Below are 13,704 nucleotides of genomic sequence, written 5' to 3'. Positions count from 1 at the left end.
GCCGCCCGGGCCGGTGCCGGCGCGGACCGTGCCCGAGGCCGACCCGGACCTGGTGGAGCGCCCGGCCCGGGTGCTGCCCGGGTCGGCGGGGCTGCTGGCCGGGGTGTGCGGGCTGACCGGCTGCGCACTCACCTCGTGGTGGGCGGGGGTGCTGCCGGGGCTGACCGTGGCGGCGGCGCGGCTGCCCGCGCAGCTGGACGCCGGGCTGGGCCCGGCCCAGTGGGCCGCGTACGCCGGCTCGGGGGCGCTCGGACTGTTCGGCTTCGGCGGGCTGGCGCGGGGACGGGCCGGACGGGCCTGGGTGCTCGGCCTGTTCGGCCGGTACCGCGGGACGGTGCGGCGTACGGGGCTCATGTGGGTGAACCCGCTGGTGCTGCGCCGCCGGGTCGACGTACGGCTGCGGCACTGGCGCAGCGAGCCGCTGCCCGCGGTCGACGCGAACGGGGTCGAGCTGCGGGTCGTGGTGCTCGTCGCCTGGCGGGTGCGGGACACCGCGCGGGCCGTGCTGGGGGTGGAGGACCACGAGCGGTACCTGCGGGAGTGCGTGGACGCGGCGCTGTCCCGGGTGCTGGCGCAGCTCCCGGCCGATGTGCCGCCCGCCGCCGTCGTCCGGGACGCGACCCTGCGCAACACGGACGCGGTGGGCGAGCGGCTGACGCGGCTGGTGGCGGCGGACGCGGGGGCGGTGGGCCTGGAGGTGTTCTCCGTGCAGCCGACCCGGATCGCGTACGCGCCGGACGTGGCCGCCGTCATGCAGCGGCGCCGGATCGCCGCGCTCGACGCCCAGCACCGGGACACGGTGCTCACCTCGGTCGTCGACTCGGTCGAGGACACCGTGACCCGGCTCACCGTGCGCGGGCTGGTGCAGCTGGACGACTACGAGCGCAAGGCCCTGGTGAAGGACCTCACGGTGGCGTTCTGGACCGGACGCGACCTGTCCCGTGACTGACCATGCCGAAGGGCCCCTCACATCACGTGAGGGGCCCTTCGTTCGGTGCGCCGCCAGGGACTCGAACCCCGGACCCGCTGATTAAGAGTCAGCTGCTCTAACCAACTGAGCTAGCGGCGCGTGACTCTCGCTTCCCGCTCTCGCGGTCGGCGACATAAGAAATACTACCTGGTCCGCGGGGGTGCTCCGGACCACCGCTAGATCGTCAGCGACAGCAGGACCGGCGCGGCGCCACGGTTCAGCGTGTCCGCGGCCCGCCGCAGCCGGTGCGCGTGCTCGACCGGCAGGGACAGGGCGAGGCAGCCGACGGCGGAACCGGCCGTGAGGGGGACGGCCGCGCAGACCGTGCCGACCGCGTACTCCTGCAGATCGAGCACGGGGACCGTGGGCCGCTGCGCGTCCAACGTGCTGAGCAGCACTTTCTCGCTGGTGATCGTGCGGGAGGTGAGGCGGGCCGGACGGTGGCGGGAGAGGTGGTCGCGGCGGCCGTCCAGGTCCAGCTGCCCCAGCAGGCTCTTGCCGATCGCGCTGGCGTGGGCGGCCGAGCGGAAGTCGAACCACTCGTTGACCGCCGGGGTGGCCGGACCGGCCGCGCAGCCCGTGACCCGGATCTCGCCGTCGACGTACCGGCTGAGGTAGACGGCGGCGCCCACCGTCTCGCGCAGCCGGTCGAGGGTCCGCTGGAGCGCGTCCCGCAGGGAGCGGTCCCGGTCGTGGGCGGAGCCCAGCCGGCCGAGGACGTCCCCGGCGACGTACGCGCCGTCGGCGGTCCGCTCGACGTACCCCTCGCGCAGCAGCATCCGCAGGAGGGCGGCCAGCCGCTCGCCGCCCATGCCGGTCCGGCGGCTCAGCTCCGCGTCCATGACGCCGGTGGAGCGCCGCGCCACCGTCTCCAGGACGCGCAGGGCGTCCTGGGCCGAGTGGTGCGGAGCGGTCGGCTCGTGCTGCAGCGCCACGGTTCCCCCTGCGCTTCCCTGGCCGTTTTCGGACAGCTTGCCGTCCTCACGATACGGCCCGGGAGGCGTGCGGGGAGGGGTTGTTCGGCAGAAATCCGGAGCGTCACCGAGCCCCCCAGCGGGGGCGCAGGCGCGCTGGCTCATGCCGGAGTCACGGTCCACCGTGCCCACCTCGGTCGTTCTCCCCGTACGCCCCGTGATTCAGAGCACCGCGCTGAGGAATTCCCGCGTCCGGTCCAGCTCCGGGTCGCTGAAGATCTTCTCGGGCGGACCCGACTCGATCACCCGGCCGGAATCGAACATCAGAACCTGGTCCGAGATGTCCCGGGCGAAGCTCATCTCGTGCGTCACGCAGAGCATCGTGATGTCGGTGGTGCGGGCGATGTCCCGGAGCACGTCGAGGACGCCCGCGACGAGCTCCGGGTCCAGCGCGGAGGTCACCTCGTCCAGGAGCAGCACCTGCGGCCGCATGGCCAGGGCCCGCGCGATGGCGACCCGCTGCTGCTGGCCGCCGGAGAGCTGGGTGGGGCGGGCGTCGGCCTTGTCGGCCAGGCCCACCATGTCGAGCAGCTCCTTGGCCCGCTCCGCCGCCTCGTCCTTGGACATGCCGAGCACGGTGACGGGGGCCTCGGTGATGTTGCGCAGCACCGTCATGTTCGGGAACAGGTTGAACTGCTGGAAGACCATGCCGATCTTCTTGCGGACCTCGCGGACCTCCTTCTCGGAGGCCGGGAACAGCTTCTGCCCGTCGACCGTGATCGTGCCCTCGTCGGGCTTGAGCAGGGTCATCAGCAGCCGCAGGATCGTCGTCTTGCCGGAGCCGGACGGCCCGATCAGGGTGACGTGCTTGCCGGCGTCCACGGAGAAGTCGAGGTGGTCGAGGACGGTGTTGTCCCCGAACCGCTTGGTGACCTGCTCCAGCCGGATCAGCTCGGACGCGGTCTTCACGGTGTTCGTCCCGGGGGTGGACTGGGTGTCAATGGACAAGGCGACGCTCCAGGGCTCGCAGGAGAAGGGAGGCCAGGTAGGAGAGGACGACGAAGGCGACGCCGATCACCGTCAGCGGCTCGGTGAACTGGAAGTTCTGCTGGGAGAACAGCCGGGCCTCGCCGAGCATCTCCAGCACGGTGATCGCCATCAGCAGCGGCGTGTCCTTCAGCATGGAGATCACGTAGTTGCCGAGGGCGGGCACCACCCGGCGGACGGCCTGCGGCAGGATCACCGCGGTCCAGGTCCGCCTCAGCGGCAGGTTCAGCGCGGTCGCGGCCTCCCACTGGCCCACCGGCACCGCCTCGATGCCGGCCCGGTAGACCTGCATCGTGTACGTCGAGTAGTGCAGCCCGATGCCGATCACGCCGGTGGTCAGCGCCGAGAGGGTGAGGCCCCACTCGGGCAGCACGTAGAAGAGGAAGAACAGCTGCACCAGCAGCGGCGTGTTCCGCACGAACTCGGTGACCGCGCCGACCGGCCAGGTCACCCAGCGGCTCTCGACCCGCATCAGCAGCGCCCACACCAGGCCCAGCACGAAGGAGATCAGCGAGCCGATCACCAGGACCTGCAGGGTGACCAGCAGACCGTCCCAGAAGTGCGGCATGAAGCCGGAGACCGCGTTCCAGTCCCAGTTCATCGGACGGCACCTCCCACAGCGGTCGCCTCGGGCCGCTTCGACCTCACGTCCCGCTTGCGCTCGGGGGCCTTGCCGACCCCCGCCTTGAGCTTCGTCTCCAGCCCGCGCATCACCCGGGTGAGCAGGAAGGCGATCACGAAGTAGATGAGCAGGAGGTACGTGTAGATCTCCGCGCTCTCCTGCAGCGCCAGCCGCACCAGGTTGCCGCTGAACGCCAGGTCGCCCATGCCCATGATCGACACCAGGGCGGTGCCCTTCAGCAGCTCCACGAGCAGGTTGGAGAAGGGCGGGATCATCTCCGGCACCGCCTGCGGCAGCAGCACCAGCCGCATCCGCTGCCAGGGCGTGAAGCTCAGCGCGATGCCCGCCTCACGCTGCGCCGGGTTCACCGCCGCGAGGGCGCCGCGCACGATCTCCGCGCCGTACGCCCCGTACGTCAGGCCGAGTGCCAGCGTGCCCGCCCACAGCGGCACCAGCTGCCAGCCGAAGGCCGGGGGCAGCACGAAGAACACCCAGAAGATCATGACCAGGGCCGAGGTGCCGCGGAAGACCTCGGTGTAGAGGCCCGCCAGGAAGCGGACGACCCACAGCCGGTGGGTGCGCGCGATGCCGATGCCGAAGGACACCGCGGTCGCGAGCAGTCCGCTGAGGACGAGCAGCTGGATCGTGACCCAGACGCCCTTGAGTACGAGTTCCCAGAGTCCCGAGGTCATCCGCCGCACAGCTCCTTCGCGGTCAGATCGGTCATCTCGTCCTCGGTGAAACCGAAGGGCCGCAGGATGCGGTAGACCTCGCCGCTGTCCTTCATCTTCCGCAGCTCGGCGTTGAAGGCGTCGCGCAGCCCCGTCTCGGTCGGCCGGAACGCGAAGCCGCCGCCGTCCACCTGCTCCTCGCCGTCCACCACGGTCGCGAAGGCCTCGGTCGCCTCCGCCTTGGCGGACTTCTTCACGACCTCGCGCACGGTGAGCGCGGTCCCGGCGAAGACGTCGGCGCGGCCCGTCTCCACCGCGTTCAGCCCGGCGACCTGGTCGGGCACGATGAGGATGTCGCCGCGCGGGTAACCGGCCGCGACGGCGTGCTCGATCTGCGCGTACCCGGTGCCGGTGGCGAACCTCGCCCCCTCGCGGAGGATGTCCTCGTAGTCGTTCAGGCCCTTCGGGTTCCCCTTGCGCACGACGAACGCGGTGAGCATCTGGTAGTCGGGGTCGGAGAAGATGACCTGCGCGCAGCGCTCGGCGGTGATGTACATGCCGGCGGTGACGACGTCGAACTGCTGCGAGTTCAGCCCCGGGATCAGGGAGCCGAACTCGGTGGGCACGGGCTGCACCCGGTCGATACCGAGCCGCTTGAAGATGACCTTGGCGAGCTCGGGGCCCTCGCCGGTCACCTCGCCGTCCCGGTCGATGTAGCCGTGGGGGATCTCACCGGCGATCCCGAGCCGTACCACCCCCTGGGCACGGAGCCGCTCGAGGAGGTCACCCCCCTCGACGCCGGCACCGGTGGCGACCCGTGAGCAGCCGGTGGCGCCGAGCGCACCGAGCGCGCCGAGCGCCGAGACACCGGCCAGGAGTGACCGGCGGCTCGGGCGTCTGGAGCGTGCGCGAGTGTCTGTTTCGTTCCCATGTGGTGGAGCCATGGGCGCGCAGCTACCCGAGTCCCTGTTTTGTATTCGGATGTTTTTTCGCCCTTTTTGCAGGGGGGTGCTCTTGATCGTCACGGGACCGTGGAGTGCGTGGTTGCTCGTTTCAGCAAGAGTGCGCTGGTCACACGGGAGATGCACGCCGCGGCCGAACCGCCGGGCGACCGTGCGTCGCGCGCCTGTATAACGATCTGGAACGCGCGCCCGCCGGCAGGCGACGTCCACCCCACCAAATGCGCGCGGAACGAGACCTGGACCCCTTTCCCGGCCGAACCGGCCTTTCCGGCATTCGCGGCGGTGGTGCGTGGCGGATTCAGACCCCGCCCGGCCGTTCCACTCCGGCCACCTCCGCCTCGTACAGCGCGTGCGCCACCCGCAGCACCAGATCGTCCCGGTGCCGGGCCGCCACCACCTGCAGTCCCACCGGCAGCCCGTCCCCGTCCACCCCGACGGGGACGGTCGCCGCCGGCTGCCGGGTCAGGTTGAAGGGATACGTGAACGGGGTCCACCCCGTCCAGCGACGGTGCCCCGACCCCCGGGGGACCTCCACGCCGGCCTCGAACGCGGTGATCGGCAGGGTCGGCGTCACCAGCACGTCGTACGCCTCGTGGAAGAGGCCCATGCGCCGCCCGAGGTCCCTGCGGACGTCCACCGCGGCCAGGTGGTCCAGCGCCGTCAGCCGCGCGCCGATCGCGGCGACCTCGCGGAGCCCCGGCTCCAGCAGCTCCCGCCGGTGCGGCCCGAGCAGCTGGACGGTCCGGGCCGCCCCGCCGAACCACAGCGTGTGGAACGCCCGCACCGGGTCCGCGAGGTCGGGGTCCGTCTCGGTGACGTACGCGCCGAGACCGGCCAGCCCCGTGACGGCCCGCCGCACCGCCGCGGCGATCGCCGGCCGTACGGCCACCTGACCGCCGAGGGAGGGCGAGTACGCCACGCGCAGCCCCCGCACCCCGCCCGCCGTCGCGTCGGCGAACGAGCCGGACGGCGGGGGGAGCGCCGACCAGTCCCGGGCGTCCGGACCGGAGATCACGTCCAGCAGCAGCGCGGCGTCGGCCGCGTCCCGCGCGAGGGGGCCCACGTGGGCGAGGGTGCCGAAGGGGCCGGCAGGGTACAGGGGCACGCGGCCGTACGTCGGCTTCAGCCCGAAGACCCCGCAGAACGCGGCCGGGACGCGCACGCTGCCGCCCCCGTCGGTGCCGAGCGCCAGCGGCCCGGCGCCGAGGGCCACGGCCGCCGCCGCGCCGCCGCTGGAGCCGCCCGCGGTGCGGGAGGTGTCGTACGGGTTGAGGGTCACCCCGGACAGCGGCGAGTCGGTGACGGCCTTCCAGCCGAACTCCGACGTCGTCGTCCGGCCGAGGAAGACCGCCCCGCTCTCGCGCAGCCGGGCCACGGCCGGGGCGTCCTCGTCCCAGGCGCCCGCCGGGTCGACCGCCCGGGAACCCCTCAGCGTGGGCCCGCCCCTCATCGGCAGGACGTCCTTCACCGTCACCGGCACCCCGTCGAGCGGTCCGGCCGGCTCCCCGCGCCGCCACCGCTCCTCGGACGCGCGGGCCCGGACGAGGGCCTCGTCCGCCTCGAGGCGCACGAAGGCGTTGACGGCGTCCTGGGCGCGCCCGGCCCGGTCCAGGGCCGCCCGGACCGCCTCCACCGGGCTGAACTCGCCCCTGCGGTAGCCGTCGAGGAGCCGTGACGCGGTCAGATCGGCGAGCTCGGTCATCCGCCCTCCTTCAGGCAGTCCTCAGTGTCCCGGCACGTACCCGCGCTTCTTGTCGACCACGTTCGGCAGGGGCTCGCCCGCCTCCCAGCGCTCGTACAGCCGCACGAACTGGGCGGCGAGGGAGTCCCGCCAGCCCACCGTGTCGCCGCTCATGTGGGGGGAGATCAGCAGGTTCGGGACGTCCCACAGCGGGTCCTCCCGGGACAGTGGCTCGCGCTCGAAGACGTCCAGCGCCGCGCCCGCGATCCACCGCTTCGACAACGCCTCCACCAGCGCCTCCTCCACGACGAGCCGGCCGCGCCCGACGTTGACGAACCGTGCCGACGGCTGCATGATCCCGAACCGGCGGGCGTCGAACATGCCGTCCGTCTCCTCGGTCAGCGGGGCCGCCGCCACCACCCAGTCCGCGCGCGACAGCAGCCGGTCAAGGTCCTCGGGGCCGTGGACGCCCGGCCGCGGCGCGCGGCCCACCACGGCGGCGGTGACCCCGAGCGCCCGCAGGGTGGTCGCGACCGCCCGGCCGATGGGTCCCGAGCCGACGACGACCGCCCGGGTCCCCGCCACCCGCCGCGTCTCCCGGTGCCGCCAGGCCCGCGCGCCCTGCGAGCGCCAGGTGAGCGGCAGGTCCTTCGCCATCGCCAGCACCAGCGCGGCCACGTACTCGGCGATCGGCTGGTCGAACACCCCGCGCGCGTTGGTCAGCATCGTGTCGGAGGCGGCGAGTTCCGGACAGAGCAGGTGGTCCACGCCCGTGCTCGCCGTGTGCACCCAGCGCGGCCTCGGGCCGGGACCCGGCCAGGCGTCGCGCACCGCGCGCGAGCGGAAGTTCCAGACGAGGAGCACGTCGGCGCCCGGCAGGCGCTCGGCGAGCGAGTCCTCGTCCGCGTGCACGATCCGGGCCCGGCCGGTGAGGCGGCCGAGCCGGGGTGGCGGTTCGGCGTCCAGGACGAGCAGGGTGGTGGTACCGGACATCGTCGGGGAACCCTCTCGCAATGCGCGTCCGCTTCTCTTGTGCTCCGGGGCAGCCGGCCGGGAAGGCCGGGGAGGCTTTTCGGGCGGATTCCTCACCGAACAGGCCGGATCTGTCCGAAGGGCGCGGATCGACCCACGCTCGCACCCGAACCTACCTTCGTCAACACGGCGCCGCATCCCCCTCGTTGACCTTCGCCCGCCGCGCGGGGCCGACGCCCTGCCCGTACGACGTGGTGTCCCCGCCCGACGCGGAGGCGCGCATCCCCGTCCTGTCGGCCAACCAAGTGACGATGTGGGCGGCATCGCGTCACCTGGGTACCCGGGCAGTGGGCCCCTGTCGGGCGTCGCCGGACCGGACGGCGCGCCGGAGCCCCGTACCGCCGGCACCGATGAGCAGGAAAGGCAGGACATGACAGCACTCGGATTCCTCTACCCGGGCCACTCCGCCGAGGACGACTACCCGCGCATGGAGCAGCTCCTCGGCAGCGACATCCGCCTGGTCCTGATCCACACGGACATCGGCGAGGACGCCCACCGCGAGGACGCCCTGCGGGAGCTGGGCACGCCCGAACGGCTCGCCGCGAGCGCCGAGGAACTGCGCCTGTCCGGCGCCGAGGCGGTCGTCTGGGCCTGCACCTCCGGCAGCTTCGTGTACGGCTGGGAGGGCGCCCACGAGCAGGTCCGCGGCCTCGCCCGGGCCGCCGGGCTGCCCGCCTCCTCCACCTCGTTCGGCTTCGTCCACGCGGCGCGGGAGGTCGGCGCCCGGCGGGTCGCGATCGCGGCCACGTACCCCGAGGACGTGGCGGCCCTGTTCGCCGCCTTCCTGAAGGACGCGGGCCTGGAGGCGGTGTCCGTCCGGGCGGCCGGCGTCGTCACGGCGGCCGAGGCCGCGAGCTGGGACGGCGAGCGGGTCCTCGCCCTCGCCCGCGCGGCCGACCACCCCGACGCGGACGCGGTCCTGGTCCCGGACACGGCCCTGCACACCGCCTCCCACCTGAAGACCCTGGAGGCCGCCCTCGGCAAGCCCGTCCTCACCGCCAACCAGGTCACCGTCTGGGAGGCCCTGCGCCTGGCCGACCGCCGGGTGAACGCGCCGCAGCTCGGCGCGCTGTTCACCCGGGAGCCGGTGGTGCAGGTCTGAGCGGGCGCCCGGCGCACGCCACCCCGGGGGAATAACCGGAGCCGGCCTCCTGTTGTGCTGAGCCGAGCAATGCGCCGGCAACGAAACACAGGAGGCACCGTGGCGGCAGACGAGATCCGAGGCACAGCGCAGGGCAGTGCGCCCGTACCCCTCTCGGTCCTGGACCTGGTGACCGTGGGGGCCGGCCGCACCGCCACGGACGCGCTGCGCACCGCCGTCGACCTGTCCCGCCTCGCCGAGTCCCGCGGCTACCACCGCTACTGGGTCGCCGAGCACCACTCCATGCCGGGCGTGGCCTCCTCCTCGCCCGCCGTGATCCTCGCCCACCTCGCCGCCCACACCGAGCGCATCCGCCTCGGCTCGGGCGGCGTGATGCTGCCCAACCACGCGCCCCTGGTCATCGCCGAGCAGTTCGGCACCCTGGAGGCCCTGGCGCCCGAGCGCGTCGACCTCGGCCTCGGCCGCGCCCCCGGCACCGACGGCGCCACCGCGGCCGCCCTGCGCCGCACCGAACGGCTGCACGAGGGCGCCGACGACTTCCCCCAGCAGCTCGGCGAACTCATCCGCTTCCTGGACGACGGCTTCCCCGACGGCCACCCCTACCGCCGGATCCACGCGGTGCCGGGTCCGGTCCAGAGCACCTCGCCCGGCGGCGTCCAGTCCACCCACCGGCCGCCCATCTGGCTGCTGGGCTCCTCCGGCTTCAGCGCCCGGCTGGCCGCCGAGCTCGGCCTGCCCTTCGCCTTCGCCCACCACTTCTCGGCGCGCAACACCATCCCGGCGCTCGACCTCTACCGCGAGCACTTCCGGCCGTCGGAGGTCCTCTCCGCGCCGTACGCCCTCATCGGCGTCTCCGCCCTCGCCACGGACGACGAGAAGGAGGCCCGCCGCCAGATCATGGCCGCCGCGCTCAACATGCTCCGGCTGCGCACCGGCCGCCCCGGCCTGGTGCCGAGCCCCGAGGAGGCGGAAGGCTACGAGTGGAGCGCGGCGGAGCGGGACTTCGTCGACTCCTGGAACTCCGACGTCATCCACGGCACGGCGGACGAGGTCCGGGCGGGCCTGGACGACCTGCAGAAGCGCACCGGCGCCGACGAGCTGATGCTCACCAGCCATGCCCACAGCGGGGAGCTGCGGGTGCGCTCGTACGAGCTGATCGCGGACGCGTACGGGCTGCCGAAGGCCTGATCACGCGCATGTCGGCGGCGGCCCGCTCACCCCGGTGAGCGGGCCGCCGCCAGCAGTTCACCGATGCGCTCCGGCGACACGGGCCGTGAGTACAGCCAGCCCTGGCCGGTGTCGCAGCCGATGCGGCGCAGCCGCGTCGCCTGGTCCGTGGTCTCCACGCACTCCGCGGTGACCGTCAGCCCCAGCCGGTGGGCGAGCTGGACCAGTGCCTCGACGATGACCTCGTCGGCCTGGGTCGGCTCGGGGGCGGCGTCCTTGCCGCTGCCGCCGCTGTCGCCCGGCTCGTACCGGAAGCCGCGGACGAAGGCGCCGTCCAGCTTCAGCACGGAGACCGGCAGTCTGCTGAGGTAGGCGAGGTTGGAGTAGCCGGTGCCGAAGTCGTCGATGGCGATGCGGACGCCCATGTCGCTCAGCGCCTGGAGGGCCTGCAGGGGGCGGCCCGCCGAGCCCATGACGGCCGACTCGGTGAGCTCCAGCTGCAGCAGGTGCGGGGCGAGCCCGGTCTCGCCGAGGATCTCCGCCACGTCGGCGACCAGGTCGGAGTCCCAGACCTGGCGCACGGCCACGTTCACGCTGACGAACAGCGGGGTCCGGTCCGGGTGGTCCAGCTGCCACCGGCGGGCCTGCCGGCAGGCCGTGGCCAGCGCCCACCGCCCGAGCGGCACGATCGAACCGTCCTCCTCCGCCAGTCCGATGAACCGATTCGGCGTCAGTGTGCCGAACTGCGGATGATTCCAGCGGACCAGCGCCTCCACCCCGCGCAGCTCGCCGCCCTCCATGGCGACGAGCGGCTGGTACTCCAGGGCGAACTCGCCGCGCTCCACGGCCGGCCGGAGCGTGGACGACAGGGCCTGGCGGGTCATGCGGTGGGCGTTGCGCTCGGGGTCGAAGAGCGTCCAGCGGGACTTCCCGTCGGCCTTCGCCCAGTACAGCGTCGTGTCGGCGGCCTGCATCAGCCCGGTGGCGGTGGTGCTCGCCGCGTGCCGCTCCACGACCCCGATCGACGCGGAGACGGACAGCCGCTGGCCCGACAGGTCGAAGGGCGCCTGCACGGCCTTCAGCACGGCCTCGGCGAGGTCCGCGAGCTGCTCGGTGCCCGTGGAGTCCTCCACCAGCAGCGCGAACTCGTCCCCGCCGAGCCGGGCGACCAGGGGTGCGGCGGCTCTTCCGTACCCGGCCTCGTCGGCGCAGCGCGTCAGCCGCTCGGCGACGGCCGCGAGCAGCCGGTCGCCGACCCGGTGCCCCAGCGTGTCGTTGATCGCCTTGAAGCCGTCCAGGTCCAGGTAGCACAGCCCGATCCGGCCGGTGCCGCCCTCGTCGTAGACCTCCGCCTCCAGCGCGGCCGACAGCCGCTCGAAGAACAGCGTGCGGTTGGGCAGCCGGGTCACCGGGTCGTGCATCTGCAAGTGGCGCAGCCGGGCCTGGAGCTCCCGGCGGGCGCTGATGTCCTGGAGGGAGAGCAGCACGGCCGGCTCCGCGCGGCGGTCCGCCGCCGGGTCCTGGGCGGCCAGGCCCTCCGCGGACAGGGCCGCCGTGAACTCCTGGGGCGCCGGGGCGGCGTCCACCGGCGCGGTCGCCTCGGCCGCCGTCTCCGGTGTCCCGGGCGCCTCGACCGCTCCGGGCAGCGGGTTCACCATCACCTGGACCCAGAGGGAGTGCCCGTCCGGATGTTTCAGTCGGCGTGCGCACCGCAGCCGCGCGTGCCGTCCGCGCAGCACCTCGCGGTACGCGTGCCAGGTGCGTGCGTCCGACGCCAGGTCCACGAGATCCGCGGCGACCCGCCCGGCCAGCCCCGCGGCACCGCCGCCGAGCAGCGCGCCCAGCGCGTCGTTGGCGGTGACGATGCGCCCCTGCCGGTCGACCACGGCCATGGCGAGGGGCGCGGCCGCGAACGCCGCCTGGAACGTGTGGGACTCCCGTGACGCCTGCGGTGCCGTAGGAGGCGTCAACACCTGGCGTGAACTGTCGATGTCACGCTCCGTGACGATCGGCCGGACGAGGTCCACCGCGGGCGCCGGCCCCTTGGACATTCCGCTCACCGTTCGCTCCCGCAGTGCACTCGTTCTTCGTACGGATCTCGTGATGTCTCGTCGGAGCGGCAGTCCGGGTCGGGCGGCCACTCAAGCCGTGTCCGTGCAGGAAATTGTGCCGATCATAGAGGCTGGCCTCACACCCTTCCAGCCATTGTCCAGTGTCCCGGAATCACCTCCGTTCCTGACAGATCGTTTCTGCCACTCCCTGGACGGCTTCTTGGCCTGGCCGGACCAGTTGTGACGTTCCGTGAATGGCCGGGCTGTCGCCTCCTGGGAGCACTCACTCTTCCGGAGGAGACTAACGAGGCAAAGTACTACAAGCTCACACAGTCTGGGTGCGGTGTCCCCGAAGCCCGCATCCGGAGGTCGATGTGCCGCGCCCGCTGCCCAGGAAGGGTTCCGCCCGTCGGACGGGGCGCGGGCGGCGCCTCTTCCGGGCGGGTCCGTGGCCGGTGCCCGGGCGGGTGCCCGGCCGTGCGGCGCCGCGGACGCGCACCCGCCGGACCGCGCGGCTCCCGGAGGGCGGCCGGCTGCCCAGTCTGCGCGGCACGGGGGCGGTGTTCACCTCGCTGACCGCACTGGCCGCCACCTCCCTGGTCGCGGCCCCCTCGGTCGCCGTACCGCTGTCGGCCGCGTGCGTCCTGGGACGCACCGACGCCCACCACTCGGAGGGCGTCGACACCTGGAACCGTTCCTATCCGCGGCCCACCCGGGCCCTCGACGCGGTACTGGTCTTCCTGTCCTTTCCGGACGCGGCCCCGCTGACCACCCCGGCCGAACTGGCCTCCGACCACTTCCCGGCCACCAGCCGCTTCTACGAGCGCGCCTCGTACGGCAGGTTCAGCCTGCGCGCGCACCCGCGGCCGGAGTGGATCGAGATGCCGCGGCCGTCCACGGCGTACGCCATAGAGCGCGACTGGGACGCCGGGCACCGGGCCGCCTACCTGCGGGACGCGATGACGGCGGCCGACGCCCGGATCGACTTCTCCCGCTACGACATCGTGTACTTCGTCGCCGACCCGGACGCGCCGGGGGTCGACTCGGACGCGACCAAGGTGGTGAACCTGGAGCGGCCCCTGCGGGCCGACGGCACGGACGTCCACCGGGTGGTCACCGTCTTCGAGCGGCATCCGCCGGACCGCCTGGTCCTGGCCCATGAGACCGGCCACGTCTTCGACCTGCCCGACCTGTACCACCGCCCGGCCGACGGCAAGGGCGACTGGGACACGTACGTCGGCGACTGGGACCTCATGGGCAGCCAGTTCGGCCTCGCCCCCGACCTCTTCGGCTGGCACAAGTGGAAGCTCGGCTGGCTGGGAACGGGCCAGGTGGCCTGTGTACGGGGCCCGGGGACCACCCGGCTGACCCTGGAGCCCCTGGGTGCGGGTCCGGCGGCGCGGGAGCCGTGGCCCGGCGACGGCCGGGTCCGGGCGGGCGCCGGGTGGTACGAGCGGCGGGACGCGGCGGGCCGGTGGACCGCCG

General features: G+C 73.3%; 12 protein-coding genes, 1 tRNA gene and 1 pseudogene. 5 read left to right on the top strand and 9 right to left on the bottom strand.

Annotation, left to right across the window (positions count from 1 at the left end):
* On the top strand, positions 1-949 hold a 949-nt coding region (locus UW392_RS14025; protein ID WP_320775292.1), incomplete at its 5' end, for an SPFH domain-containing protein.
* 46 nt (positions 950-995) lie between these two features.
* Here the strand turns inward: UW392_RS14025 and UW392_RS14020 are convergent.
* The 8 genes from UW392_RS14020 to UW392_RS13985 all read right to left on the bottom strand — a co-directional run bounded on the left by UW392_RS14020 (position 996) and on the right by UW392_RS13985 (position 7,860).
* A tRNA-Lys gene (locus UW392_RS14020) sits at positions 996-1,069 on the bottom strand.
* Positions 1,070-1,146: 77 nt separating this feature from the next.
* The gene (locus UW392_RS14015) at positions 1,147-1,905 is read right to left on the bottom strand and encodes an IclR family transcriptional regulator C-terminal domain-containing protein (RefSeq protein ID WP_320775291.1); all 759 of its coding nucleotides are present in this window, start codon (positions 1,903-1,905) and stop codon (positions 1,147-1,149) included.
* A 201-nt stretch (positions 1,906-2,106) separates the two neighbouring features.
* Positions 2,107-2,892, bottom strand: coding sequence for an ectoine/hydroxyectoine ABC transporter ATP-binding protein EhuA (gene ehuA, locus UW392_RS14010; protein ID WP_320775290.1), 786 nt, complete (start codon positions 2,890-2,892; stop codon positions 2,107-2,109).
* Positions 2,882-3,532 carry an ectoine/hydroxyectoine ABC transporter permease subunit EhuD gene (gene ehuD / locus UW392_RS14005; protein WP_320775289.1) on the bottom strand — a complete coding sequence of 217 codons (651 nt, stop codon included), beginning with the start codon at positions 3,530-3,532 and terminating at the stop codon, positions 2,882-2,884. The genes ehuA and ehuD overlap by 11 nt, the downstream gene beginning before the upstream one ends.
* Positions 3,529-4,245, bottom strand: a complete 717-nt coding sequence (gene ehuC / locus UW392_RS14000; RefSeq protein WP_320775288.1) for an ectoine/hydroxyectoine ABC transporter permease subunit EhuC — start codon at positions 4,243-4,245, stop codon at positions 3,529-3,531. Before ehuC ends, ehuD begins: the two co-directional genes overlap by 4 nt.
* Positions 4,242-5,168 carry an ectoine/hydroxyectoine ABC transporter substrate-binding protein EhuB gene (gene ehuB, locus UW392_RS13995; RefSeq protein ID WP_320775287.1) on the bottom strand — a complete coding sequence of 309 codons (927 nt, stop codon included), beginning with the start codon at positions 5,166-5,168 and terminating at the stop codon, positions 4,242-4,244. Before ehuB ends, ehuC begins: the two co-directional genes overlap by 4 nt.
* 316 nt (positions 5,169-5,484) lie before the next feature.
* On the bottom strand, positions 5,485-6,888 hold the full coding sequence (locus tag UW392_RS13990; RefSeq protein WP_320775286.1) for an amidase: 1,404 nt from the start codon (positions 6,886-6,888) through the stop codon (positions 5,485-5,487).
* Positions 6,889-6,909: 21 nt separating this feature from the next.
* Positions 6,910-7,860, bottom strand: coding sequence for a D-2-hydroxyacid dehydrogenase (locus tag UW392_RS13985; RefSeq protein ID WP_320775285.1), 951 nt, complete (start codon positions 7,858-7,860; stop codon positions 6,910-6,912).
* Between the two features lie 224 nt (positions 7,861-8,084).
* On the opposite strand from UW392_RS13985, the pseudogene UW392_RS13980 reads away from it, so the two are divergent.
* From UW392_RS13980 to UW392_RS13970, 3 genes and pseudogenes are all read left to right on the top strand, one after another.
* A pseudogene (locus UW392_RS13980) lies at positions 8,085-8,273 on the top strand (decarboxylase); the annotation flags it as partial.
* Positions 8,270-9,001 (top strand): decarboxylase, encoded by a 732-nt coding sequence (locus UW392_RS13975; protein WP_320775284.1) that lies wholly within the window; start codon positions 8,270-8,272, stop codon positions 8,999-9,001. The pseudogene UW392_RS13980 and the gene UW392_RS13975, both read left to right, overlap by 4 nt.
* Before the next feature lie 69 nt (positions 9,002-9,070).
* Positions 9,071-10,189 carry an LLM class flavin-dependent oxidoreductase gene (locus tag UW392_RS13970; protein ID WP_320775283.1) on the top strand — a complete coding sequence of 373 codons (1,119 nt, stop codon included), beginning with the start codon at positions 9,071-9,073 and terminating at the stop codon, positions 10,187-10,189.
* 26 nt (positions 10,190-10,215) lie between these two features.
* Here the strand turns inward: UW392_RS13970 and UW392_RS13965 are convergent, their stop codons facing one another.
* Positions 10,216-12,228: a putative bifunctional diguanylate cyclase/phosphodiesterase gene (locus UW392_RS13965; protein WP_414496093.1), complete on the bottom strand. Its 2,013-nt coding sequence runs from the start codon at positions 12,226-12,228 to the stop codon at positions 10,216-10,218.
* Positions 12,229-12,752: 524 nt separating this feature from the next.
* Between UW392_RS13965 and UW392_RS13960 the strand changes: the two genes are divergently transcribed.
* Positions 12,753-13,704: M6 family metalloprotease domain-containing protein (locus tag UW392_RS13960; protein ID WP_320775293.1), on the top strand; the 952-nt coding region annotated here is incomplete at its 3' end.

The organism is Streptomyces sp. CRN 30 (assembly GCF_034105845.1).
This window is presented reverse-complemented; position numbering and strand designations above follow the sequence as displayed.

What these genes read in the sequence shown, in the direction of transcription:
- ehuD (WP_320775289.1), bottom strand. Translation starts at nt 3,532, where the DNA reads ATGAACTGGGACTGGAACGCGGTCTCCGGCTTCATGCCGCACTTCTGG.
- ehuC (WP_320775288.1), bottom strand. Translation starts at nt 4,245, where the DNA reads ATGACCTCGGGACTCTGGGAACTCGTACTCAAGGGCGTCTGGGTCACG.
- ehuB (WP_320775287.1), bottom strand. Translation starts at nt 5,168, where the DNA reads ATGGCTCCACCACATGGGAACGAAACAGACACTCGCGCACGCTCCAGA.
- UW392_RS13990 (WP_320775286.1), bottom strand. Translation starts at nt 6,888, where the DNA reads ATGACCGAGCTCGCCGATCTGACCGCGTCACGGCTCCTCGACGGCTAC.
- UW392_RS13985 (WP_320775285.1), bottom strand. Translation starts at nt 7,860, where the DNA reads ATGTCCGGTACCACCACCCTGCTCGTCCTGGACGCCGAACCGCCACCC.
- UW392_RS13975 (WP_320775284.1), top strand. Translation starts at nt 8,270, where the DNA reads ATGACAGCACTCGGATTCCTCTACCCGGGCCACTCCGCCGAGGACGAC.
- UW392_RS13970 (WP_320775283.1), top strand. Translation starts at nt 9,071, where the DNA reads ATGCGCCGGCAACGAAACACAGGAGGCACCGTGGCGGCAGACGAGATC.